Annotated in this window: 24 protein-coding genes and 1 pseudogene; 15 read left to right on the forward strand and 10 right to left on the reverse strand. The window is 43.1% G+C overall.

What is annotated here, in order from left to right; all coding sequences use genetic code 11:
• Positions 1 to 37 precede the first annotated feature (37 nt).
• From arsH to I3257_RS00665, 3 genes are read right to left on the reverse strand one after another with little or no spacing between them, the layout of a single operon-like run.
• Positions 38 to 784, reverse strand: coding sequence for an arsenical resistance protein ArsH (arsH, locus tag I3257_RS00655; protein WP_238048498.1), 747 nt, complete (start codon positions 782 to 784; stop codon positions 38 to 40).
• Positions 774 to 1,178 carry an arsenate reductase (glutaredoxin) gene (gene arsC / locus I3257_RS00660; RefSeq protein ID WP_201581410.1) on the reverse strand — a complete coding sequence of 135 codons (405 nt, stop codon included), beginning with the start codon at positions 1,176 to 1,178 and terminating at the stop codon, positions 774 to 776. The genes arsH and arsC overlap by 11 nt, the downstream gene beginning before the upstream one ends.
• Positions 1,179 to 1,233: 55 nt before the next feature.
• A complete protein-coding gene (locus tag I3257_RS00665) occupies positions 1,234 to 1,596 on the reverse strand; it encodes a metalloregulator ArsR/SmtB family transcription factor (protein WP_238048499.1) in 363 nt (120 codons plus the stop codon).
• A gap of 195 nt (positions 1,597 to 1,791) precedes the next feature.
• Between I3257_RS00665 and ilvA the strand changes: the two genes are divergently transcribed.
• From ilvA to I3257_RS00710, 9 genes and pseudogenes are all read left to right on the forward strand, one after another.
• Positions 1,792 to 3,345 (forward strand): threonine ammonia-lyase, biosynthetic, encoded by a 1,554-nt coding sequence (gene ilvA / locus I3257_RS00670; protein WP_193008119.1) that lies wholly within the window; start codon positions 1,792 to 1,794, stop codon positions 3,343 to 3,345.
• 347 nt (positions 3,346 to 3,692) lie between these two features.
• Positions 3,693 to 3,848, forward strand: a pseudogene (locus I3257_RS00675) (excalibur calcium-binding domain-containing protein); the annotation flags it as partial.
• Positions 3,849 to 3,892: 44 nt separating this feature from the next.
• Entirely contained in the window at positions 3,893 to 4,558 is a 666-nt protein-coding gene (locus tag I3257_RS00680) for an FMN-binding negative transcriptional regulator (protein ID WP_346014802.1), read from the forward strand.
• Between the two features lie 125 nt (positions 4,559 to 4,683).
• Positions 4,684 to 5,124 (forward strand): S4 domain-containing protein, encoded by a 441-nt coding sequence (locus I3257_RS00685; protein ID WP_238048500.1) that lies wholly within the window; start codon positions 4,684 to 4,686, stop codon positions 5,122 to 5,124.
• Positions 5,125 to 5,330: 206 nt separating this feature from the next.
• Positions 5,331 to 5,828: a low molecular weight protein-tyrosine-phosphatase gene (locus I3257_RS00690; RefSeq protein WP_055124912.1), complete on the forward strand. Its 498-nt coding sequence runs from the start codon at positions 5,331 to 5,333 to the stop codon at positions 5,826 to 5,828.
• A gap of 134 nt (positions 5,829 to 5,962) precedes the next feature.
• Positions 5,963 to 7,069 (forward strand): UDP-N-acetylmuramate dehydrogenase, encoded by a 1,107-nt coding sequence (gene murB / locus I3257_RS00695; protein WP_238048523.1) that lies wholly within the window; start codon positions 5,963 to 5,965, stop codon positions 7,067 to 7,069.
• Entirely contained in the window at positions 7,059 to 7,832 is a 774-nt protein-coding gene (locus I3257_RS00700; RefSeq protein WP_201539677.1) for a YdcF family protein, read from the forward strand. The genes murB and I3257_RS00700 overlap by 11 nt, the downstream gene beginning before the upstream one ends.
• A 125-nt stretch (positions 7,833 to 7,957) precedes the next feature.
• Positions 7,958 to 8,254, forward strand: a complete 297-nt coding sequence (ccoS, locus tag I3257_RS00705; RefSeq protein ID WP_087815953.1) for a cbb3-type cytochrome oxidase assembly protein CcoS — start codon at positions 7,958 to 7,960, stop codon at positions 8,252 to 8,254.
• A gap of 207 nt (positions 8,255 to 8,461) precedes the next feature.
• Positions 8,462 to 9,364: a sulfite exporter TauE/SafE family protein gene (locus I3257_RS00710; protein WP_201581413.1), complete on the forward strand. Its 903-nt coding sequence runs from the start codon at positions 8,462 to 8,464 to the stop codon at positions 9,362 to 9,364.
• A 149-nt stretch (positions 9,365 to 9,513) separates the two neighbouring features.
• Here the strand turns inward: I3257_RS00710 and I3257_RS00715 are convergent, their stop codons facing one another.
• Entirely contained in the window at positions 9,514 to 10,668 is a 1,155-nt protein-coding gene (locus I3257_RS00715) for a DEAD/DEAH box helicase (protein WP_201581414.1), read from the reverse strand.
• Between the two features lie 292 nt (positions 10,669 to 10,960).
• Complete coding sequence (locus I3257_RS00720) at positions 10,961 to 11,176, reverse strand: cold-shock protein (RefSeq protein WP_011513806.1); 216 nt, start codon at positions 11,174 to 11,176, stop codon at positions 10,961 to 10,963.
• 513 nt (positions 11,177 to 11,689) lie between these two features.
• On the opposite strand from I3257_RS00720, the gene aroQ reads away from it, so the two are divergent.
• A complete protein-coding gene (gene aroQ, locus I3257_RS00725) occupies positions 11,690 to 12,226 on the forward strand; it encodes a type II 3-dehydroquinate dehydratase (protein WP_238048501.1) in 537 nt (178 codons plus the stop codon).
• 134 nt (positions 12,227 to 12,360) lie between these two features.
• Entirely contained in the window at positions 12,361 to 13,662 is a 1,302-nt protein-coding gene (locus I3257_RS00730; RefSeq protein ID WP_201601017.1) for an AarF/ABC1/UbiB kinase family protein, read from the forward strand.
• 48 nt (positions 13,663 to 13,710) lie between these two features.
• Here I3257_RS00730 and I3257_RS00735 read toward each other — a convergent pair whose 3' ends face one another.
• Positions 13,711 to 14,541, reverse strand: a complete 831-nt coding sequence (locus tag I3257_RS00735) for an ion transporter (protein WP_045446426.1) — start codon at positions 14,539 to 14,541, stop codon at positions 13,711 to 13,713.
• 401 nt (positions 14,542 to 14,942) lie between these two features.
• On the opposite strand from I3257_RS00735, the gene I3257_RS00740 reads away from it, so the two are divergent.
• Positions 14,943 to 15,692, forward strand: a complete 750-nt coding sequence (locus I3257_RS00740) for a YebC/PmpR family DNA-binding transcriptional regulator (protein ID WP_238048502.1) — start codon at positions 14,943 to 14,945, stop codon at positions 15,690 to 15,692.
• A gap of 101 nt (positions 15,693 to 15,793) precedes the next feature.
• Here the strand turns inward: I3257_RS00740 and I3257_RS00745 are convergent, their stop codons facing one another.
• Entirely contained in the window at positions 15,794 to 16,366 is a 573-nt protein-coding gene (locus I3257_RS00745; RefSeq protein WP_055124920.1) for a methylated-DNA--[protein]-cysteine S-methyltransferase, read from the reverse strand.
• A 78-nt stretch (positions 16,367 to 16,444) separates the two neighbouring features.
• On the reverse strand, positions 16,445 to 17,356 hold the full coding sequence (ftsY, locus tag I3257_RS00750) for a signal recognition particle-docking protein FtsY (RefSeq protein WP_226914676.1): 912 nt from the start codon (positions 17,354 to 17,356) through the stop codon (positions 16,445 to 16,447).
• A gap of 866 nt (positions 17,357 to 18,222) precedes the next feature.
• Here ftsY and I3257_RS00755 point away from each other — a divergent pair.
• The 3 genes from I3257_RS00755 to I3257_RS00765 all read left to right on the forward strand — a co-directional run bounded on the left by I3257_RS00755 (position 18,223) and on the right by I3257_RS00765 (position 21,606).
• Complete coding sequence (locus I3257_RS00755; protein WP_157908393.1) at positions 18,223 to 18,387, forward strand: hypothetical protein; 165 nt, start codon at positions 18,223 to 18,225, stop codon at positions 18,385 to 18,387.
• Between the two features lie 84 nt (positions 18,388 to 18,471).
• Positions 18,472 to 19,983 carry a pitrilysin family protein gene (locus I3257_RS00760; RefSeq protein WP_238048503.1) on the forward strand — a complete coding sequence of 504 codons (1,512 nt, stop codon included), beginning with the start codon at positions 18,472 to 18,474 and terminating at the stop codon, positions 19,981 to 19,983.
• Positions 19,984 to 20,052: 69 nt separating this feature from the next.
• Complete coding sequence (locus I3257_RS00765; protein ID WP_238048504.1) at positions 20,053 to 21,606, forward strand: pitrilysin family protein; 1,554 nt, start codon at positions 20,053 to 20,055, stop codon at positions 21,604 to 21,606.
• Positions 21,607 to 21,727: 121 nt separating this feature from the next.
• Here the strand turns inward: I3257_RS00765 and I3257_RS00770 are convergent, their stop codons facing one another.
• On the reverse strand, positions 21,728 to 22,303 hold the full coding sequence (locus I3257_RS00770) for a hypothetical protein (RefSeq protein ID WP_157908394.1): 576 nt from the start codon (positions 22,301 to 22,303) through the stop codon (positions 21,728 to 21,730).
• Positions 22,304 to 22,486: 183 nt separating this feature from the next.
• The gene (locus I3257_RS00775; protein WP_055124924.1) at positions 22,487 to 23,431 is read right to left on the reverse strand and encodes a D-Ala-D-Ala carboxypeptidase family metallohydrolase; all 945 of its coding nucleotides are present in this window, start codon (positions 23,429 to 23,431) and stop codon (positions 22,487 to 22,489) included.
• Positions 23,432 to 23,508 lie beyond the last annotated feature (77 nt).

A 23,508-nucleotide genomic window follows, 5' to 3' on the forward strand; every position in this document is an offset into this window, starting at 1 on the left:
AATTATTATAAGAACAATTGAAGTATTAGAAAATAAATTAGAGTGATTTTTGATTGACGCGCTGCGACAGCTCCTCTGCGCTTTCTACCCGTTCAGAGTAACGGTCAGTCAGATAGGCTGAGCGTCCACGAGTCAGCCAAGTGAATTTTACCAACTCCTCACAAACATCCACGAGACGCAAATATAAAGGAGACTTATCCATACGATCATCGTCGTTAAATTCCAAAAAGGCTTTAGGAATAGAGGACTGATTGGGTATGGTAATCATCCGCATCCAACGCCCAAGAATGCGCAATTGGTTAACCGTATTGAAGCTTTGACTGCCACCGCTGACTTGCATCACTGCCAAAGTTTTGCCTTGAGTTGGACGTACACCACCTAATGATAATGGAATCCAGTCAATTTGTGCTTTCATAATACTGGTCATACTGCCATGACGTTCTGGGCTCACCCACAGCATACCTTCTGACCACTGCGCCAACTCTCGCAGCTCTTGTACTTTTGGATGATCTGCATCAGCAGCATCAGGCAATGGTAAACCCGTCGGATCAAAGGTTCGAACCTCACAACCATACCAACGCAATAGACGGCTCGCTTCTTCACTGGCCAGTTTAGAGAATGAGCGCTGGCGTAGAGAGCCATATAGCACCAATATTCTTGGCGCATGGCGCGGGTCATTTGTTCCAATTAAAGACTCAATATCGATAGGCTGTATACTGTCTGCATCAATATTGGGCAAATCACACAAATCGATCACATCTAAATCTGCTGTTTTATTTGCCATGATAAATCACTTCCCCATCTTCTTTAGTAAAGCTGCTCACGGGATTATCTAATAATTCAAATACGCGCTCAGACGGTCGGCATAATGCTGCGCCTTTATTGGTGACCACGATAGGGCGATTGATTAAAATAGGATGGTCAATCATCGCATCAATGATTTGATCGTCAGACAGTTCAGAACTGTCTAATCCTAGCTCATCATTGACAGGCTCTTTGCTTCGTAACAGCTCTCTTGGTGAAAGGTTTATCTTTGCCAACAGCTCAACTAAATAATCACGGCTTGGTGGGGTCTTAAGATATTCAATTACTTCTGGATTTTCGCCTGATGCTTTCATGATGGCCAATGTATTGCGAGACGTACCGCATTTTGGATTGTGAAAGATTAATGGTTTCATAGCAATCTCACTTATTGTCTGAATATGTTGTTTGAGTTCTGAATATATAGCTATATTACTCACTGTTTACGTCATTAGTATTAACAACCCCACATCCGCTTAAACTGTCCATAAGAGACGCACACAATTCTGGATGTCCCGCACAACAATCTTGCAATAGAAACTGAATAACCTCCTCCATATGTGACAGTGAGGCGCGATAAATTATCTGCCGACTGTGCCGTTGAGACACCACCCACCCTGCACGAGCCAGCACGGATAGATGAGCTGACATTGTGTTATGAGGCACAGACAGTTTGCGAGCTATTTCACCCGCTGGCAGACCAACGGGCTCTTGGCTGACAAGCAACCTAAAGGCCTTGAGACGAGTATCTTGAGAGAGCGCAGCAAAGCTGTCGATAGCATTAATTATTTCCATATGTCCAATAATACAGACATATGGAAATAATTCAATATTTTATTTAAAAAATATTGAGATAAAACCAACCCTATCTTTCATCAAAACTTAAAATCGCTGCAAAAACTGCAATAGGGTCTTGCAAGACCGTTAAAATCAGCATAGGCTAATCTATTTAATTTTTCTATTCATCCACACTTTTTATTAGGGAACATTATGCTGTCACATTGGGTACGAGCCATCTTGCAAGCCACCGTCTATGACGTGGCAATTCAAACACCACTTGAAGCGGCGCCCAAGCTGACCCAACGTTTTGCTAATGACATTCGTTTTAAACGCGAAGACTTGCAACCGGTCAAATCCTTTAAATTGCGTGGTGCCTATAATCGAATTAGTCAATTAAGTGATGAGCAAAAAGTACGCGGCGTCATTTGCGCCTCAGCAGGTAATCATGCCCAAGGGGTTGCTTATTCTGCCCGTAAACTTGCCCTAAACAATATCATCGTGATGCCGACCACTACACCTGACATTAAAGTAGATGCAGTAAAGGCGCTTGGCGGCAATGTCGATTTGTATGGTGATAGCTTCGATGAAGCCAACCGTTATGCAATCAATCGCGCTGAAACAGAAGGTCTGACCTTTATCCCACCTTACGATGATGAATTGGTCATTGCCGGACAAGGTACCATTGGTCTTGAGCTCACCCAGCAATGGCGCAACATGGATTATGTGTTTGTTGCGGTTGGCGGTGGTGGTCTCATCTCAGGTGTCGCGGCATTCTTAGGTGAAGTTGCGCCGCATGTCAAAGTGATTGCGGTAGAAGCAGAGCAATCAGCTTCTCTTAAAGCGGCGCTTGAAGCCAATGAGCGCGTTAAGCTTGAGCAAGTTGGACTGTTCGTCGATGGCGTGGCAGTTGCTCAAATCGGCGAATTGCCATTTGAAATTGTCCGCATGCAAAAGAGTGATAAATCAGGTCCTTTAGTCGAGCCTGAAGTGGTGACTTGTACTAATGACGAAGTATGCGCGGCGGTTAAAGACATCTTTGAAGAAAATCGCAGTATCGTTGAGCCTGCGGGCGCGTTACCCGTTGCTGGTATGAAAAAATATATCGAAGCCCATAATCTGCAAGGTAAAAACTGCGTCGGTATTATTTGCGGTGCCAATATGAACTTTGACCGCCTACGTTATATCGCTGAGCGTACTGAGATTGGTGAGAAAAAAGAAGCCATCTTTGGTGTGACAATTCCTGAGCAGACAGGCGCTTTCTTAAACTTCTGCCGTAGCTTACATGGACGCAATATCACTGAATTTAATTACCGCGCTGATAGTAAAAAATCACCTGATTCCATGGAACCTGCGGCAATTTTTGTCGGTATCGCACTAAAAGAAGGCGACAAAGAGCGTAAAACCATTCGTACGCAATTGGCAGCTGATGGCTACACGGCTCATGATCTGACCGATGATGATATTGCCAAATCGCATATCCGCCACTTGATTGGTGGTCATGCGCATGTTGCAAACGAGCAATTATTAAGTGTGGTTTTCCCTGAACGTCCAGGGGCATTGCTGAAGTTTTTAGAAAAGCTAGGTGATGACTTTAATATCACTTTGTTTCATTATCGCAATCATGGGGCCGCCGAAGGTCGCGTACTGGTCGGTTTGCAAGCGTCTGAGGGTAACTCTCGTCAATTACAAGACGCGTTACTCGATATCGGCTATGACTGCACCATGCTCAATGACAATATCGGTTATCAATTATTTTTGAAATAAAAATAGACTATCAATCCATCAATGGCTGTTTGTTAATCACTAAAAAGCCGCCATTGATGAATGAACAGTGATTATGCATTGGTAGCTTTCATTAATTCATAGCGACCATGACTAGGTAATAAACCGTGACTCAAAAGATATTGATCTTTGTATTATTACTGGTTTTAGCACTTTTGGGTTATAAGATGCTGCAACCTGACAACACGACCAGTAACCCTATTGCTAACGTTGCGACTGATACTCCAGTTGACGCTGATTTTACCTCAACTGATCTGGATGATATACCGCCAACGTACGTCGACTCAGATGCAACGTCAACATCAGTCTCGGCAGTAAAACCAGTACTCACGTCGTCAGTATCAAGCTTTACCTGTGATGGCAGGAAGCATTGCTCTCAGATGACGTCATGCGCAGAAGCCACTTACTTTGTACAACACTGCCCGAATACCAAAATGGATGGTAATAATGACGGTATCCCATGTGAGCAGCAGTGGTGTCGCTGATTTTATATCAAATATAAACTGAGAACAGCATCCATACTCCTGCTATTTTTTCCGAAGAAAACCTAGAAAATATCATTGGATTTATCGCAGCCAATCCCTTAGCAACCTTGGTTGCTCAAACCAAAGATGGCATCGAAGCCTGCCATATACCACTCTTCTGGCATAACGATAACTTTATGCCTGATGCTAGTGTTGATTCTGATATTAACTCTAATGCTCAGCACGGCTATCTTTACGGTCATTTCGGTCGTAAAAATCCTATTTATCAGAACACCTTACCAGATACTGCGTGGTTAATTATTTTTCAAGATTCTGGACATTATATCAGCCCCAACTGGTATCCTAGCAAAGCGAAAACCCATAAAGAAGTGCCCACTTGGAACTATCAAAGTGTTCATATTCAATCCAAAATTGAGTTGCTTGAAGACGCCGATACGTTGAAATGGATATTAGCAACCATGACTGCACGGCAAGAGGTGCTATCCGACCATCCTTGGTCATTAGATGAGGCACCTGCTACTTATATCGATGCTATGTGCCGAGGGATTATTGGCTTTAAGCTGCCCATCGATTCTATACAAGCCCAATTTAAATTAAGCCAAAATAAAACCGTAGAAAATATCACAGGTGTGATTAATGGTTTAGCGCAGTTAAAGACAAATGATGCGGCAGAAATGGCGATGAAAGTTGCCAATCAGAATAATGGCTAAGACGAGACTTTCTCTCTTTACCATAAAAATCTATTTTTAAACATTTTGATAGCGCAGGGCTCTTTCAATTTGCAAAAAAGCCACCATTATTATTATCTTACTTTATGGATATCGATGAGGTTTTGATGAGTAAACACAACAAAAACCACAATCAGCCTAGCCATAGCCAACCTGATGTCGTGCGTATGCGCCTCGATAAGTGGTTGTGGGCAGCACGATTTTATCGGACACGTAATCTCGCCAAAGAAGCCATCGAAAGCGGACGGGTACATTATGCGGGTAGCCGCGTAAAGACCAGTAAAGAGATTATGGTTGGCGATGAACTACAGATTCGTCAAGGCTCAGCCACTGCCATGACTGAAAAGACCGTCATCGTTGAAGCACTAACGGCGCAACGTGGTAATGCGCTCGCTGCTAAAATTTTGTATTCAGAGACTGAAGAAAGCGAAGAGCGCCGCGCTTATCATGCTGAGCAGCGCAAACTTGCCAATCTTGCACGGCCTGATAATAAACCCAACAAAAAAGAGCGCCGTGACCTTCAACGCTTTAAGCACAAACAAGAATAAGCTGTTCAAAGTACGACCTTAGATTATAAATAATATCATCGAAAATTCGTGAACAGATGACCGTATTGTTTAGCTTCTACTCTTGCCATTCAAGGCATTAACCGTTACGCTGACAGCCGATTTACTTAATTAATTGCATGCTAATAAAAGCCGCACTAACATGCCGGTCTCTTATAGCATGTTTTTTTGTTATACAAGGTCATATTATGCTGATGAAAACCTGTACTCCGTCTTCTGTATTATTGGTTTGTTTGGGAAATATTTGCCGATCGCCAACGGCTGAAGAAGTCTTTCGTCAGCAAGCAGCGATTGCTGGATTGTCAATCAAAGTAGATTCAGCAGGAACGAGTGACTCGCATATCGGTCATGCGCCCGACACTCGCTCGCAACGCCATGCAAAAGCGCATGGTTATAAAATCAATAAACTGGTCGCCCGCCAAGTCAGTGCCGATGACTTTCGTAATTTTGATTTAATTCTAGCGATGGATACACAGAATTTAGCTGATTTACAAGCCATCAAAGACAGCTTGATAGAGACAGAAGACAATTTGGCTAAGTTGGCTTTATTTAGTGAGGAAGATCCTACTTATGGCGGCGACGATGTGCCAGATCCTTATAAAGGCGATGGTGATGACTTTGAAGAGGTGATTGAGCGTATTGAATCAAGCGCACAAGCGTGGATTGAAAGCTGGAAAGCTTGCTAACGATAAAGCTAACTTTCTGCCACCTTTGTGTCTTTCACCCTCTATAATAAACACTGTGTAATCCATTATCTATCTGCCACATGGGCTATGTTATGACCTCAGTTTCACGCTTGGATTCTAGTACTCAATTTGCCATGACCACTGATTTGCCAGCGAGCTTATTGACCCGTAAACTAGTCGATTTGTCACATGGTAATACCATGGCCTTAGCCTGTGTCGCGGATACTGTCGTGACACTGACGGCTGAAGCACAGCTTGACGATTTTATGGCAAATTATACAAAAGACATAGCGCAAAATAAGCCATTATTTGTGTTGTCTGGCGGTAGTAATGTGTTATTACCAGCGCATCTGAATGCTATCGTATTGCAGCCCCAAATGCGCGGTATCAGCCTAACCGCTCAGACAGATAGCCACGTCGATATCGCAGTAATGGCAGGCGAAAACTGGCATGACTTGGTGGTATATACGGTCAGTCAAGGTTGGTATGGGCTAGAAAATCTGGCACTAATCCCGGGGCTAACTGGTGCGGCACCCGTACAAAATATCGGTGCTTATGGTGTCCAACTAGAAGACTGCTTACAGTATGTACGAGCCTATCACTTACCCACTCAAACTTGGCATCATCTCACAGCCGCCGACTGCGAGTTTGGCTATCGTGACAGCATTTTTAAACGTGCGCCTAATACCTGGCTAATCAGCTGTGTTGGATTCAGATTACATACCGATGCAACCAAAATCCTAGCCAGCTATGGTGATGTGCAAACCGTTGCACAACGCTATGCCGAGCAAGACGATCGTACGCAGCCAGTGCCTGCGGATATCATGCAAGCGATTGTCGATATTCGTCAACAAAAACTCCCTAATCCCAAGCAGCTGCCAAATTGTGGTAGCTTTTTTCAAAACCCCATTATTCCTCAATCACACTTTACTGCTTTACAATCAACCTACCCTGCTATCGTCGGCTACGCTATGCCTGATGCCATGGTAAAGGTTGCGGCAGGCTGGTTGATTGAACAGACAGGCTTGAAAGGTGGTGGTATTGCACCGATTGTCACCCATCAGCAGCAAGCCTTGGTGCTGACCAATCATGCCCCTTATCACGCCACTCAAGACAATGTAGCAGATGCCCAACGACATATCGTCAATACGGTTTATGAAAAATTTGCGATTCAGTTAGCGCGTGAGCCAGTTTGGGTAAATACTGACGGCTCTATTGGGTATGATGAGCATGTGGTCTAAGCGGCTATTATCTAAGCGACTATGGCGTTATTACTTGCGTTCAGCTGAGCGTATGATAAAGCTATTTCGCATTATTAATATTACCTTTTTACTTGGTTCAACGACTGTTATTTTAGTACTCATCAGCCTATTCACGCCGCTGTTCTCCCAAGCGATTGTTTATCTATTTACGCTTTTGCCATTGCCCAGCCTACCCTCCGCTGCCTTGAGTTCACCGCCTACCGCTTATGTGGTGTTAGGCGGCGGACTAACCAATGATCATGACAATCAAATTATTCTTAATAGCTACAGCCTCAACCGTGCCCGTACCGCTGCCAGCGCTTATCACGACTTACCCCTACCTATTGTACTAAGCGGTGCTGAAGCGCCGTGGCTCGGTCAATGGCTCATTGAGCATGGTATTGATGGGCTGATAAGTGAAAATGCCAGTATGAATACCTGCGAAAATGCACGTTTTACCGCCAAACGTATTCCACTGCGTCATGTGTATCTCATTACTGACAGCTACCATATGGCACGTGCTCGTAGACAGTTTGCCTTAAACGGTATCAATAGCACACCACTTAGCGCCCCTTTACCAGTGAGCCGTGACTGGATGAAACCTGCGCAAAACTTAAGTCATTCTCGACGCGCTGTTTATGAAGTTGCTGCTTATTTACGCGATGTGATACGTCCTCAAATGAATTGTCGTCATGCCAACGACGTGACCTCACAGCAGCTGTTAACCCCTAGAGGTAACGCAGCAAAAAAACCTGACGAATAGAATTCAATACAAGCAGGTAGCCAATTCAATATCTTTTGAGAACTTACCCTAATCACTACCGGTCATCCACTATACTTGTGATGAGTGTATAATAATAAAAGAAAATGCTATTTAAGAGAGTTACCATGCTCAGTATATTTTTGTTAATTCCATTAAGTCTCATGCTGTTTGTGGTTGCCATTTGGGCGGTACGCTATGCGGTCAAATCAAATCAGTTTGAAGATTTGGACAATGCATCACAGCGCATCATATTGGATGATCGCCAAGAGCGACGGCAAACCATACAGGCTCATGATTACTCAGCGCCTATTTCGCAGAATGACGATACCACAGTGACTGATATAGTCGCTGATGATAAGGTGAGCCATCCTGATATAGAGTCAATTGATCATGCTGACCTTGATAAACAGCCAAAAATCTAGCATTGAGCCACCTTATCTATAGTAGAAGCTATTTAAAGTGTAATATATGGCAACCGAGCGCAAATAGTACGACTTAGTACATTGAACGAGATGGATGCCGTAACCACTTATCAAGGCTTGTACTATCTGCGCAACCTACTGTTAAGTGTTGGTTAAACGCCGATTGTATGCGTAGGTTTGCTTTTCATTTTTTAGGAGAATCGCCCCATGACCACCGCTTTACTTGTTGCGGCACTACTGATGGGATTTTTTGGTTCACCGCATTGCTTAGGCATGTGTGGCGGTCTGGTGACAGCATTTGGGCTATCGATGAAAGACGTCAGCCCTACCAAACGCCGTGCTCTTGTGGCAACTTACCATTTAGGTCGTTTGACCAGTTACGCATTTTTGGGTTTGATGGCAGGACTGATTGGCACCACTGTACTAGAGCCCTTAATGAAAGGTAACAGTACGCCACGTATCTTGCTAGGCTTGGTGTTAGTATTCGTCGGCGTGACCATGCTTGGCGCACCATTTTTAAAAAATCTTGAGCGTTTTGGTATGCGATTTTGGCAATATCTCAGCCCACTTCGTCAAAAAGTATTTCCACTCAATACCTTTCCGCGAGCATTAACGGCTGGACTGCTTTGGGGATTTTTGCCTTGTGGATTGGTTTATGGTGCATTATTGATTGCAGTGGTCGCTCACAATCCACTAAGCGGTGCCGCACTCATGTTTGTGTTTGGCTTAGGAACCGTACCGATGCTAGTCGCCACGCACGAAACCGTTGGCTGGTTACGTGACAAGATTGGACGTTTTCGCTTGAGACAGCTTAATGGCGCTGTCATGGTATTATCTGGCTTAGCCGTTGTGTTTGTCCCTATAGCAATGTCTAGCATGCATGGGGGGCATGATATGTCCAATATGCAAGGCGATCATATGCAAATGAGCGATTCAGAAATGACGGATATGCCGATGGATACAAATATGGATCACAGCAGCCATAATATGATGCCAACTGATAACAGTACAACCCCCCAAGGTATGGATCATAGTATGCATGATATGAGTGATGGCGCGATCAACATGAACCACGATGAACATTCTGAAATGATGGAACAAGCTCAATAGAATCATCAATAATAGATATTGTTAAAATATAAAATCATTTAACATCGAAATCTGCCATATAAAAAAGCCCTTAACATCAATCATGACGTTGAGGGCTTTTATGATTCCGACAGCTGTACACTATAGTAGAACTGACGGCTTATAAATCACTACTCTTGCCACTGCTCAAGGGTAAACTTAGTATCTAAATGCTTCTCTAGCGCTGGTATATTAAAAGCATCATCTTCACTCACAAAACTAATGCTGATGCCTGTTTGTCCAGCACGACCCGTACGGCCAATACGATGCACGTAATCATCTGGCTGATCAGGCAAGGTATAATTAACCACGTGGCTAACATCATCGACATGGATACCGCGTCCTGCGACATCAGTTGCCACCAAGATAGAAGCATGACCATCTTTAAAACGCTGTAAATACTTTTCGCGTTTTTGTTGAATGACATCGCCTGACAACATCACAATTTTATGCGCTTGACGCAGCTTATGATAGAGACGCTTGACTTGGTCTTTACGATTGGCAAAGACAATCACTTTATCCACTGCCGTATCACTGATGATACGCTGCAACGCTTCTAATTTTTGATCTTCTGTCAGTAAGTAAAAGTGCTGATCGACTAACTCACTGGTTTTATGTTCTGGCTCGATTTCAACAAACTGCGGCTCATGCAACCAGCGATAGGCTAGATTCATCACATCTTGGTTAAAGGTGGCAGAAAACAGTAAGCTTTGACGGTCTGTATTGGCTGGCATCCGACCTACCAAACGCTTGATGTCAGGGATAAAACCCATATCTAGCATGCGATCTGCTTCATCTAACACCAGTACTTCCACTCGATCTAAATAGACCATGCCTTTATTGGCAAGATCAATCAAACGACCAGGTGTCGCGACCAAAATATCAACGTATTGACGCTCAAGCTCATGCTGCTGAGTCTCATAATTAGTGCCACCCATAATACAAACGCTGTGTAGCGAAGTATATTTGGTCAAAGCGATACAATCATCAAATATCTGCTGAGCAAGCTCGCGAGTGGGTGCCATAACAACGGCACGTGGCTCACCCAAATAACGCTCTTCATCATTGGTAAAAGGACGTTTAAGCAAGGCTTCCATAATAGTCAATAGAAAGGTTGCCGTCTTACCAGTACCCGTCTGCGCCTGTCCAATAGCATCTTGATTTGCCAGCGTATGCGGTAATATTTGTGCTTGAATGGGCGTCAATGCCATAAAACCTAGATCGCTTACGGCACGTAAGGTCGGTGCTGAAAGTGGCAAATCAGTAAACGTGGTAAAATTACTCAAAAAAATATCCTTTTAAATTAATCACTTGTTCATTACTAATAATAAGTAGACTCATGATAAATAGGCTCATGATAACCCGTTATATTGCTGTCTAAATTAAGCAGCAACAACAATATGAAATCTATATACAGCTGACTGAGATACGGGCATAAAAAAAGCCAAGCCTAACGCCTGATCCTACCAAACATACTGATTTTTACTCAACATGGGTAAGATAAAACGGGCTTGACTCAGTAGTATATCAGTAGTGTCTACAGACATTATAGCTAAACCGCTCTAATGACTGGATAGATTACTCTTCTACTTTTCTGACTTCTTCAGCTTGAAGGCCTTTATCACCTTCTACCACACTGAATTCGACCTTTTCGCCATCTTTTAGAGAACGATAGCCATCACCTTGAATCGCGCGGAAATGGACAAAAATATCTTCTCCGCTGTCACGTTGAATGAAGCCAAAGCCTTTTGAGTCATTAAACCACTTAACGATACCTTGCTCACGAGCTGACATAATATTGCTTCCTAAAAAAGTCCGCTTAGCCCCAAATTCCTTTGCAACATTGCATATAAACGGGATCTAAGATGATGAAATCAAAAACTTAAGAGTACTATCCTCACTTCTGTTATCTACATATCGCATCTATAGCAAATAACGGTATGTAGCAACACAGTGAGTATTTACAAACATAACGACTGTCTTACTGATTGCTCTACTTCGGCAGTAGCAACAAACTTGCAATAATTATTGCATAAAAAATATCATAGCACGGGTTTTTAGCAACATAAAGACTTTTAACATGATTTTTTGGCTTTAGCTTTATTTTTCCTGTAATTTTTTTATAACCTCGTCATCAAGCTGTTATCATAAAGAGAAAGTTTTGATTAAACTGTGCAATTTTACGCTTATGCCATTTCATGCTTATGCCATTTCATGCTTATGCCATTTCATGCTTATACAGACAGTACCTAAACCTTATAACAAATAATAAATCCTCAACCTCGTTTCATCGTTATAGAGACCATTATGACCTCTCCTTCTCAGTCTATACCAACCGTCACGCCTTCGAAGCAAAATGCCGATAAAACACTCACTCATAAGTTATTGCTCGTTAATGGGGTCAATTTGAATTTATTGGGTAAGCGCGAACCTAAGATTTATGGTCATACGACACTAGCAGATATCGAGGAACGTCTGATCGCACGTGCAGCTCAGCACGGTATTGAATTGATATGTATACAATCCAATCATGAAGGTAAACTGATAGATGACATCCAATATCATGGACTTTTAGCGGATACCGCCCTGCAAGTAGATGCCATTACCATTAATCCCGCCGCCTTTACTCATACCTCGGTTGCGTTACGTGATGCGCTCTTGGCCACACAAAAACCGTTTATCGAGGTACACTTATCCAATGTGCACGCGCGCGAACCTTTTCGCCATCATTCTTATCTAAGCGATATCGCCGTCGGTGTTATTTGTGGTCTGGGGCATCTGGGTTATCAAATGGCATTGTCCTACTGGCTTGATAGCCTCTACTCTGTCACAATCAGCGATTAATGCTTAATCCTGATTACCGAAAATCATGAATTGTATAACTATGCTTTATCAATAGCACACGAGTTAAACAGCAATTGTTTGACTAAAATACTAAAATTATGACTGAGCAAACAACCCACTACATGGTGATATGAATGGCAAAATCGTCTGGAAAGCGCTTTATGAAATTGGCTGGCATGACAGCAAGCATTGCCGGCAAAGCAGCTAAAAACTCATTTAAGCACCTCTCAAGTGACGAAGAAAAACGTTTGCAAGCACGCTCAGAGCTGATGCAAGATGTGGGCATTCAGATAGCCGAAACGTTGGGTGAAATGAAAGGCGCGGTGATGAAGGTCGGGCAAATTGCCTCGCAATATAAAGACGTGTTCCCACCAGAAGTAGCGACAGCATTAGAAAAGCTACAAAAAGATGCGCCGCCCATGCCCTATGCGCAGATACGTGCACAAATTGAGCGCGAGCTTAAAGCGCCTGTTGCAGAATTATTTAGCGAATTTGAAGAAACACCGTTTGCGGCGGCTTCCATCGGTCAAGTGCATAAAGCCGTTTTGCCATCTGGTCAAAAAGTGGTGGTTAAAGTCCAATATCCTGATGTCGATGAAAACTGTGATAGTGACCTCAAACAAGTACGCATGGCACTAAAAATCGCGGGTGTGCTCAATATGAGCAAACAGTTGCAAGAGCAACTGTTCAACGAGATTCGCCAAAGTTTACATGATGAATTGGACTATATTAAAGAAGCGCATAACTTGCGAGTGTTTGGCGCATTTCATGCAGAAGACAAAGGTCTTATTATTCCTAAAGTCATTAGCAGCCACTCTTCTAAACGGATTTTAACCTTAACAGAAGAGATGGGAGAAACCCTAACCGTCGCGGCGACTTGGGACAATGACATCAAACAACACATAGCCAAGCGCCTGTTCCACTTTACCGCAGGACAACTATTTGGCTTATACCGTATGCACTGTGACCCACATCCCGGCAACTTTGCCTTTCGCAAAGATGGCAGTGTGGTGGCTTATGATTTTGGCGGTATTCGTAGCTATAGTGACAGCGAAGTTCAATTGTTCCGCCGTTTTGCTAAGCATGCCATTAAAGGAGATGTGACTGCCCTTGAGCAGGACCTCATCGCTCTTGATATTCGCCGTGATGACGATAAAAATATCCCCGGAGAGTTTTATGAGAAATGGCTATCCATTGGGCTAAAGCCTCTGTCTATTCAACCTTATCAACAAGGCGCTTTTGATTTTGGTCAAAGTCAAGTTCATCACGAAGTCATTGCTCAAATGCGGACGTCGTTGAAGTACTTTGGTCAATTCCAACCTTCTGCAACCACCATGATGCTAGATCGCACAGTGTCAGGACAGTACTGGAACTTAGTCAACCTCGGTGTTGAAATTGACTTATCACCGCTCGTTAGTGAATACATTGATGTATAACGATATAAAATATAGAGTGTTAAGAAAGCAGACAACGCACAAACACGGCTAAATATGCAAAGCGTGTCCACAACGATCACAGAATTCTGCTGCAATGGCATGACCGAACTTGCCACAATTAGGACAGGTGACGGGATTGAGTTGCGGACGCATATTACGTGCCAGCTCAGAAGTAAAAATCCCCGTTGGCACTGCAATGATCGAATAACCCGTAATCATGACCATGCTCGCAATCGCTTGACCTAACGGCGTTTTGGGTGACATATCACCGTAACCGACCGTGGTCATGGTGACGACTGCCCAGTAGATAGACAGCGGAATACTGGTAAAGCCATTTTCAGGGCCTTCTACCACGTAAATAATCGAGCCGAAAATCGTGACCAATAATACCAGCGACAAAAAGAATACCGTGATTTTTTGCTGACTGGTTTTAAGCGCCGAGGCCAAAAATCCCGCTTGTTGCATATAAGCTTTGAGCTTGAGAACGCGAAACACACGTAAAATACGCAAAACCCGTATCACTAATAGATACTGTACCCCCACAAACATGAGGCTTAGGTAACTTGGTAGCACAGACAATAAATCGACTACCCCAAAAAAACTAAAGACGTAACGCACGCGGTTTGGTGCTGAAAACAACCTGAGCGCATACTCTATCGTGAATAAAATGGTAAAAAACCATTCAGCATAAAAGAATATAGTGCCATATTGCAGGCGCATGTATAGCACACTGTCAAGCATGACCACAGCCACACTGGTCAAAATCGCAATCAATAATACAATATCAAAAAGTTTACCCAAACGGGTATCTGTGCCTTCAATAATAATATGAATGCGGTTGCGCAGGTGGGTAATGGCTTCAGCCGTCGGTTGCTTCATATAGTCAGTAGTATCGAGTCAGTAGCGATATAAAATTAATGGCTTGATGGCAACCAATGATTTAAAATACGCTGGATAAGGCCAAGTTAGTCAAAATAGATAAAATTGGTTTATAATATTGCTCACAGGTCATATGTGAATACAATCACTAAGTTGCCACAGTGTAGCAAAAAAGCACTCTCAACAAAATACAAATCGTTAACGTGTCGGTAGCTCTGTTACTTCAAAGAGATAGTGCAAGCTATATCATAGAAACAGGTGATCTGAGGTGTGTCATCATGCAGATTGAAAAATCTTAAAATGTATAAATACGCTCATTCATGACACACTCATAGTAAAAGATTGTTATTAAACATTTGTTTTAAGCACAATAAATAATACGCAAAACTTAAGGATGTTATATGGCAGGCCATTCAAAATGGGCAAATATTAAACACCGTAAAGCCCGTCAGGATGCGGTAAAAGGTAAAGTATTCACTAAAATTATTCGTGAAATTGTCTCTGCTGCCAAGCAAGGTGATCCTGACCCTAACAAGAATCCGCGCCTACGTGCTGTCATTGAAAAAGCCCTATCTGTCAATATGACGCGAGACACCATCAACCGTGCGGTAGCTCGTGGTACAGGCGGTGATGACAATGACAATATGGACGAAGTAAGCTATGAAGGCTATGGCATCGGCGGCGTCGCAGTACTTGTCGAAACCTTGACTGACAATCTTAACCGAACAGTCAGTGAAGTACGCCACGCCTTTACCAAAAATGAAGGCAATCTGGGTACTACTGGCTCGGTCGCTTATCTATTTAATAAACGCGGTGAAATCATCTTTAATGATACAAGCCTAGAAGATGAAGTCATGCTAGTGGCATTAGATGCAGGCGCGCTTGATATCGAGAATGATGGTGAAAGCTTGCTCGTCATCACTGAATGGGAAAATTTCGGTCATGTTAAAGATGCGCTTAATGCTGCAGGTTTGGTCTCTGACAATGCTGAAGTGACCATGGCACCGTCTACCAGTGCTGAAATAGACAATGTCGATGATGCACTAAAAGTCATGAAAATGATTGATATGTTAGAAGATATTGATGATGTGCAAGAGGTTTATAGCAACGTGAACTTCTCAGATGCGGTAATGGCGCAACTTGAGCAATAGTTTTATCCCGCAACCCTTTAGATGTCACTAATCAAAAAGCCAAACGTTTTAAACGTTTGGCTTTTTTTGTTTAGTAATATCTGATGAATGCTTCGTTCCTACTAAGTTTTGCAAGTGACACCTTCGAGCGCTAGCAAGTATGTTTTCTTATCTAGTCCGCCTGTATAGCCACCAAGCTTGCCATCGCTAGCAATGACACGATGACACGGAACGATAATGCTAAAAGGGTTTTTACTATTAGCATTAGCAACCGCGCGAAACCCTTTGGGACTAGCGACATTTTGTGCCAGTGTCGCATAGCTTATTGTTTCGCCATAGCCAATATCTTGTAACGCTTGCCAAACTCGTTGCTGAAACTTGGTTCCTAAGCTTATATCTAATGGCAAATCGAATGCCTGACGATCACCTTTAAAATACGATTTTAATTGCGCTATAGTCTCTATGAGTAGCGCTTGGGCAGGCTCATTTTCGCTTAGGCTGTCCTCATTGATAAACGTAAAGCTCTGATCGTCAATACCATAATGCTTTTTAAGTTTAGGAATAGATTTTGAGCTATGCCAAGAGTCACCTGCTTGCAGCCAGTTGACTTCAACCAGCTTAGGACGACTATGCTCATTGACACTCGCAATTAACGTTAGCTGGTGTGCGCCAAAAGCGGCTGTGGTGACTATCATGATGCTTCCTTTCAAATGATGATATTTTCAAAAATCGTTCATCGACTAAAATGATCTATTAAAACAACCTATCGAGCGCTACTCTTTATCATCGGTCTCAAATAATGCGGCGACAAATTGTTTTGGACTAAAGGCACGTAAATCATCAATCGACTCACCGACACCAATATAACGAATAGGAACATCCGTCGTTTCAGCAATATTAAAGACTACGCCACCTTTTGCTGTGCCATCTAGTTTGGTAATGGTAATACCCGTTAATGGTACGACTTTGTTAAAGAGTTCTACTTGATTAATCGCATTTTGACCGGTGCCGGCATCAAGCACAATCATACCTTCGTGCGGTGCGCTTGGATCAGCTTTACGCATGACGCGTACCACTTTTTCAAGCTCTGCCATTAGGTGGGTTTTATTTTGCAAACGCCCAGCAGTATCAGCGATTAATACATCGATATTTTTTGCTTTGGCAGACTGCATGGCATCAAAGATAACAGAGGCACTATCAGAGCCATGACCTTGAGCGACGACTGGAATGTTATTACGCTCACCCCAGATTTGCAGCTGTTCAGTAGCAGCGGCACGGAAGGTATCGCCAGCAGCCAGCATAACGGATTTACCTTCGCCTTGTAAGCGCTTGGCAAGTTTACCAATCGTCGTGGTTTTACCGACACCGTTGACACCCACAACTAAAATCACAAAAGGTTTTTTGCTGGTATCAATAATGAGTGGCGCAACTTTTGGCGTTAAAATATCAACCAATTCAGTTTGCAACGCTTTATATAATGAATGCGCATAAATCAAATCACCACGGTCTGTCTGCTCGGTCAGACTTTTGATAATACGATTGGTAGCATTGACACCGATATCGGCAACCAATAACTGATCTTCAACTTCTTCCAATAGCTCATCATCAATCTCTTTGCCACCGATCAAAATACTGACCATACCTTCGGCAAGATTTTTACGCGACTTACTTAGCCCCGTTTTCATGCGGTTAAACCAGCTGCCTTTTTTCTTGTTTTCTTGCAGCTCTGTAGATTCGATTTCTGGTGGAGTGGTCACTTGTACCGCACTACTCGCAGGACTGACATTTGGGCTATCGCCAAGTTGCTCTTGTAGTGGCATGGTTGGGGCAGTAGAAATAGTGCTAAGCTTAGTATCAATATTTTTATTATTATCGTTATCAGTTGAGGAAGCGCTTATAAAGCTTTCAGAGGCGTTTTTAGACGTGCTTTGCTCTTCTGTCCTCACAATTGGCGCACCCAAAGCAATGTTTTGTGCCGCATCAGCACTTGAGAAATCTTTGTTTATCGTGCTGTCTTTTTGCTGATCTTCGATGCTTTGATCATTGGGCGCTTGGATAGAGCCTGCATCTTCTTTCTCATCGATAATGAGCACAGATTGCGAAGGCAGACTGGGTAAGGTAATATCATCGTCATCTAAGTCATCAAGATTGCCATCGAGATTAATGATTACACGACTGCTATTATTGGAGTTATTCATAAGCTTGCCCTAAAAGTTATCACGGTCAGTTATTTGATTATTTTAAATGGGTTGGTATATCGTCATGTTTTTGTCATGGATCATGACCCACGACAGTCAATTTTTAGCCTAGTTTATCATAATTCGAGTTGTGCTCAGACCTTACCATCATAGCCTATCGTCAATTTTTGCAAATCTGGCAAGTCATACCATCCCTTTAGAAAGTTTCGCTTAAGATTTGGCAACAAAAATCTGACCTTACACATGCTAAACTTCGCCTACTCTACCAGAGTTTATTGTAGAACAAGCCTTATTCCAAAACTTACCAATTACTTCACTATCGCTCACTCAACCCTCATTTTTAGGAATTATCTATGCCATCACTATCTAATACTGACAAAACGTACGGTAAAAAAGCAATCAGCATCAGCGCAGCTTTATTAGTAGCGACACTTGTACTATCTGCGACAGGCTGTAATACCACCCAAGAATTTAAGCCAACAGCCAGTGTGATGGTTGGGGCACATAAATCTTTATAAAACCTGCTATCTATCGCTAGTATTGAGAGTGATCTAACCACTGATCAATTTACAAGTTGCCATTTTATATAAGTAGAATATACCATGCCACTGCCTTTATCACCGTCGCACTTACCTGCCGCCTCTCTACGTCTTGCCTATGCCTTAGCAATAGCAACGACTCTTGCTGCTTGCCAAACCAGTACTATCAGCACCAACACCTTGTCGACTGCTCAGAAGCCAGTCATTGAAAATACCTTGGGTAAAGATGAGCTAAACACAGCTAAATCAGGTCAAGACATTCAGCCCTCATCAGCATTGACCATGGATATGTCAGGTCGACACGAATATCAATTAGAAAACGGTCTAAAGGTAGTGGTAAAAGAAGACCATCGCGCACCTGTGGTAATGACTCAAATCTGGTATCGAGTTGGGTCAGCAGATGAGCCGCTGGATAAAGGAGGCATCTCGCATTTGCTTGAGCATATGATGTTTAAAGGCACTACTAACGTTTCGAGCGACGACTATGAGCGCTTGATTGCTAAATTTGGGGGCGTCAATAATGCGTTTACCAGCTACGACTATACGGGCTATTACGAGCTATTCCCTGCCAACCGTTTTCCTTTGGCATTAGAGCTAGAAGCGGATCGTATGAAAAACCTACTGTTTAATGAGCAGGAATTTACCAAAGAGCACCAAGTGGTCATGGAGGAGCGCCGCCAACGCACTGATGATAATCCACTTGCCAAGGCTTATGAGTCATTTCGCTTATTGGCGCTCCCGAATAGTCCAAAAGGCGAATCCGTCATTGGTCCGATGGATGAGCTTGAATCCATTACCCTTACAGATTTAAAAGACTGGTATAAAACATGGTACGCACCAAACAATGCAACGTTAGTCGTCGTTGGCGACGTTAAACCGCAAGAAGTGTTGGCTCAAGTCAAACGTTACTTTGGTGAGCTAACACCAAGCGATCTACCTAAACGTCCTGCCGTCAGTCAAAAAGGCTTCCGTGGCTATCAGCAAGTCGACTCCGAGCAAGCCGTACAAGTACCAGTATTATTAATGGGTTATAACGTACCCAGTCTCGTCACCGCTGGCGCAGCTAATGAAAAACAAGCTTATGCGCTCTCACTGGCTCAAGATGTATTAGACGGTGGTCTCTCTGCGCGCCTTGAAAGTCGATTGATACGCGAGCAAGGTCTACTTACCACGGTGGGCACTTCATATGACTTGCTAGATCGGGGCGATGGACTGTTTTTGATACAAGCGACTCCACGTGAAGGTGTCAGCTTAGAGCAAGCACAACAAGCCATCATTGCTGAAATAGAAAAGCTCAAAACCGATCCCATCGCCGCCGATGAAATCGAGCGTGCCAAAACCAACACGGTCACAGGACTCGTCTATGCGCAAGACAGTATGGAGGGTCAGGCGCGGATGATTGGCTCATTACAGTCTATCGGTCTTGACGATACGCTGCTTGCCGAATTACCCACCAAACTCGATAGCGTGACGATTGCCGATATACAAGCTGCTAGCAAAAAATATTTGGTAAAGGACAATTTAACAGTGATGCATGTCATTCCACCTAAAGACCAAGCAGCGACAGAGAAATAATCGTGTCGTATTAGCTCTTTATTCGATACAAGCGCCAATCATAAAGACCTTATTTATAAGAAGAAAACCATGACTCAAAATAGTGATTTGTTGCAAAATAGAAAAAAAGCGTGCAGCTCAATACCATCAACAACCGCCACCATGCAAAAACTGTCGCATCTTAGTGTTGGCATCTTGCTAGGTCTAACAACGTTGACGATGACAGCACAAGCAAACACAACAGGTGCTGAAGAATATCGTGGCTCTGCGGCCGTGGATACCAGCGCACCGATTGCCGCATTGTCAAAGCTAACCAGCCTTGATGATGATAAACCGTTAACCGTTACCATCCCAACGATTCAGCAGTTCAAAACCAAGGCAGGCGTACCCGTACGTTTTGTACAAACAACAGCCTTACCGATTGTCGATATCGACTTGCGTTTTAACGCTGGTAGCGCCCGTGATGGCAGTATTAGTAGCACAGGCTTTGGTATTGCTAATATGACTGCCACTATGTTGACGCAAGGCTCTAAACGCTTAGACGAAAATGAATTTACTCGCGCTGTTGAAACCTTGGGCATCAATCTAAACAGTAGTGCTTATAAAGACATGTTTATTGTGTCGCTACGTAGCTTATCTGATGATAAGCATCTACTTCCAGCCGTTGATTTAATGACTCAGATGCTCAGCGAACCCGCTTTTGACGACAGCATCCTAGCACGTAATAAAGCACGATTATTGGTTGGCTTGCAGCAGCAAAAACAAGATCCCAACAGCCTTGCTAGCATCGCATTTAGCGCAGCATTGTATGGCGAGCATCCTTACGCCCATCCATCAGCGGGTACGCTTGAAAGCGTTCCTACTATCGAAAAGCAACAGCTAATAGATTTCAAAAACCGCTATTTGGTCGCAGCAAATGCCTCTGTTGCCATCACTGGTAATCTAACCTTAGAGCAAGCAAAAAAACTTGCGGAAGATATCACTAGCAAATTACCGAAGGGTCAGCCTGCAACTGAGCTGCCTGAACCAAAACCACTGAGCCAAGCCAAGCACATTCATATCCCTTTTCCAAGTACTCAAACCACCGTACTTATGGGACAATTGGGAGATAAGCGCGCCACCGATCCCCAGTCTCAGCAGAAGCAAACCAACTTTGCGGTTGGTAATGAGGTACTTGCAGGCGGTGATTTTAATGCGCGACTCATGACTGAGATTAGACAAAACTTGGGCTACACTTATGGCATATCAGGCTCTATGAATCCCATGCTGGCACGAGGACCGTACCAAATCGGTTTTTCAACGCGTAATGACAAGGCGCGCGCGGCCATTGATGCCAGCTTAGCCGTTATCAATGACACTTTAGAAAAAGGTATCACCAGCACTGAGATGCGCTTAACGACGGACAATCTTAAGAATAGCTTTCCGATGGGTTTTGCGAGCAATGCGGGAATTAATGGCTTACTTGGGATGATGAATTTTTATCAATTACCAAACAGCTATCTGACTGATTATGTCAAACGTGTAGACCAAGTAAAGTTATCAGAAGTCAATCAAACCATGCAAGATACCCTTAAGCCTGATGATTTCTTAATTGTCACCGTTGGACAAGAGGATCCTTGGAAAGATAAAAAGACCAATAAATAGCCGTACAAAGAAATGCTGGGCAACACTATTTAGTATTGCCCAGCATTTCTTTATAGGTTGGCACTCTTTATGAGTGGTAATAAAAATCGATAGTGGATTGTCCATACAAAAAATAATGCTCTTAACCAGAAATAGTCACTGCCACGTCATACATGAAATTTTCAGGCTTATAAGTTGCACCATTATAGGTCAATCGAATCACGTGCTTGTCGTAAGAGTCTACTTGATAATCACCATTGGCGAAGTCATGCAGCGCTGGCACTATGAGTAGTGCTTCAATTTGACTGTCGTTAATACTAACCGAGATCTGCTGACCACTGCGTGGGTATAAAAAATAATCACAATGATTATTCACCATCACTTCTGCAGTACGCTCAACGACCTGACTGCCTATTTCTTCTTGTATGAGTTTTGGACAGATATCTGAGCGCTTTGAAGCCAGCCGAGCGTAAGAGTTCTTGATATTATCTTCAATATCTTCAACGTCCTGTAAGTTTCTATCAGGATCAGTAGCAGAATTTTCGGCCGTTAGAGAGCCTTGTTCAGAAAACGTTTCTGGGCTACAAGCACTGACCAATAAAAGAGAGAGCAAAACTGAACCAAACAAAGCCATATACGTGTTATTTGATTGTAAAAACGCTTTTTTTGGCTTATCAGACTTATGTGTTTTCACCATCGTTGAATACCGCTTCTTCATAAATCCTACTTACAATAGACGCTATGTGATTTCATAAACTAAATGATCATTAGCCATAGTTTTTTAATGCTAAACTATTTATCATTTAGCGCTGCCTTTCATCAGTATTATTATAGCGCTTTTACTCTAACTTAATTACCTCTGGCTCATATTTATTTGATTTTTTAATAGATCATAGATGACTTAATAACGGCACGAAGATGAGCTACTGGCATGATTAAAGCCCCATTTACGATAACCATCCGTGTCTAGATGTATCGCACCCGTAGCATATAGCCCTAAACCGAAATTATGAGATTGACCCTGATATTGCCAAAACTGGCATAAGCCATCTTGCATCGTACTGAGCCGCCATAAGTTATCTTCATACTCTGGTACCCAGATGTCGATAGCACTGGCATTCATATGCTTGCTACTGTCGGCGCCACCTGCACAGCCATTAAGGCCAGGACTGCGATATACCGAACGTATTTCACTACTGATAGGTAGAATTCCTTGATGCTTCAATTCGCCATACAAACGTAATGTCGGGACGATATTTGCCCATAACTCCTGCGGTGGCAACTGATAAGGCTCATAGCCACATTTGCTCCAGCTTCGCGCTGTTGTGAGCAACTGCGACATAGGCGGCACATTGTGTACCCCTACCCGCGAATTTAGGTAGCGTTGAAAATCTGCCACTTGCCTAGCACGGTAGCTATTGCTATTCAACCACGCGTTAAAATCCATACTAATAGAATCAGTATAAGTACTATTGTAAGTATTGTTCGCAGTGCTGTAGCTGTTATTACTGTAAGTTGTATTATAAGCAGGCGCGCGCCGATTGACATTCATGCGCTTATTTTCTTCAATAGACAGACTGTCATCGAAATCAAAATCAAGCTGCTTTTGAGCAATCAATCCTTGCATGCTATCGCCACTCAGCATGGTAACGCCAGAATTATAGCTTGTATTATTCGTCGAAGGTCTGATGTGAGCGTTACTGCTACTACCCTGACGTACTTGGATACGGCGTTCACTATTGTCGCTGATAATAGCGGCATGAACAGAGATGCTACTGGCACACATAAGTAGTGCAAGCATAGGCTTGTGAATCTGCTTATAAGGATATTTTTTTGTATTGGTCATTGCAACAAGCTACCGCTAAAAACGTTTTATCGATACTATCAAATTTTCAGCAAGCAAGCTAAACTATCGCCTCTAAT

Source organism: Psychrobacter sp. Ps7, from assembly GCF_022129225.1.
GTDB classification, from domain to species: Bacteria; Pseudomonadota; Gammaproteobacteria; order Pseudomonadales; family Moraxellaceae; genus Psychrobacter; species Psychrobacter immobilis_A.

Excerpts from the sequence above, each read along its gene's own strand:
- arsH (WP_238048498.1), bottom strand. The coding sequence starts at position 784 with ATGGCAAATAAAACAGCAGATTTAGATGTGATCGATTTGTGTGATTTG.
- arsC (WP_201581410.1), bottom strand. The coding sequence starts at position 1,178 with ATGAAACCATTAATCTTTCACAATCCAAAATGCGGTACGTCTCGCAAT.
- I3257_RS00665 (WP_238048499.1), bottom strand. The coding sequence starts at position 1,596 with ATGGAAATAATTAATGCTATCGACAGCTTTGCTGCGCTCTCTCAAGAT.
- ilvA (WP_193008119.1), top strand. The coding sequence starts at position 1,792 with ATGCTGTCACATTGGGTACGAGCCATCTTGCAAGCCACCGTCTATGAC.
- I3257_RS00685 (WP_238048500.1), top strand. The coding sequence starts at position 4,684 with ATGAGTAAACACAACAAAAACCACAATCAGCCTAGCCATAGCCAACCT.
- I3257_RS00690 (WP_055124912.1), top strand. The coding sequence starts at position 5,331 with ATGCTGATGAAAACCTGTACTCCGTCTTCTGTATTATTGGTTTGTTTG.
- murB (WP_238048523.1), top strand. The coding sequence starts at position 5,963 with ATGACCACTGATTTGCCAGCGAGCTTATTGACCCGTAAACTAGTCGAT.
- I3257_RS00700 (WP_201539677.1), top strand. The coding sequence starts at position 7,059 with ATGTGGTCTAAGCGGCTATTATCTAAGCGACTATGGCGTTATTACTTG.
- ccoS (WP_087815953.1), top strand. The coding sequence starts at position 7,958 with ATGCTCAGTATATTTTTGTTAATTCCATTAAGTCTCATGCTGTTTGTG.
- I3257_RS00710 (WP_201581413.1), top strand. The coding sequence starts at position 8,462 with ATGACCACCGCTTTACTTGTTGCGGCACTACTGATGGGATTTTTTGGT.
- I3257_RS00720 (WP_011513806.1), bottom strand. The coding sequence starts at position 11,176 with ATGTCAGCTCGTGAGCAAGGTATCGTTAAGTGGTTTAATGACTCAAAA.
- aroQ (WP_238048501.1), top strand. The coding sequence starts at position 11,690 with ATGACCTCTCCTTCTCAGTCTATACCAACCGTCACGCCTTCGAAGCAA.
- I3257_RS00730 (WP_201601017.1), top strand. The coding sequence starts at position 12,361 with ATGGCAAAATCGTCTGGAAAGCGCTTTATGAAATTGGCTGGCATGACA.
- I3257_RS00735 (WP_045446426.1), bottom strand. The coding sequence starts at position 14,541 with ATGAAGCAACCGACGGCTGAAGCCATTACCCACCTGCGCAACCGCATT.
- I3257_RS00740 (WP_238048502.1), top strand. The coding sequence starts at position 14,943 with ATGGCAGGCCATTCAAAATGGGCAAATATTAAACACCGTAAAGCCCGT.
- I3257_RS00745 (WP_055124920.1), bottom strand. The coding sequence starts at position 16,366 with ATGATAGTCACCACAGCCGCTTTTGGCGCACACCAGCTAACGTTAATT.
- ftsY (WP_226914676.1), bottom strand. The coding sequence starts at position 17,356 with ATGAAAACGGGGCTAAGTAAGTCGCGTAAAAATCTTGCCGAAGGTATG.
- I3257_RS00755 (WP_157908393.1), top strand. The coding sequence starts at position 18,223 with ATGCCATCACTATCTAATACTGACAAAACGTACGGTAAAAAAGCAATC.
- I3257_RS00760 (WP_238048503.1), top strand. The coding sequence starts at position 18,472 with ATGCCACTGCCTTTATCACCGTCGCACTTACCTGCCGCCTCTCTACGT.
- I3257_RS00765 (WP_238048504.1), top strand. The coding sequence starts at position 20,053 with ATGACTCAAAATAGTGATTTGTTGCAAAATAGAAAAAAAGCGTGCAGC.
- I3257_RS00770 (WP_157908394.1), bottom strand. The coding sequence starts at position 22,303 with ATGAAGAAGCGGTATTCAACGATGGTGAAAACACATAAGTCTGATAAG.
- I3257_RS00775 (WP_055124924.1), bottom strand. The coding sequence starts at position 23,431 with ATGACCAATACAAAAAAATATCCTTATAAGCAGATTCACAAGCCTATG.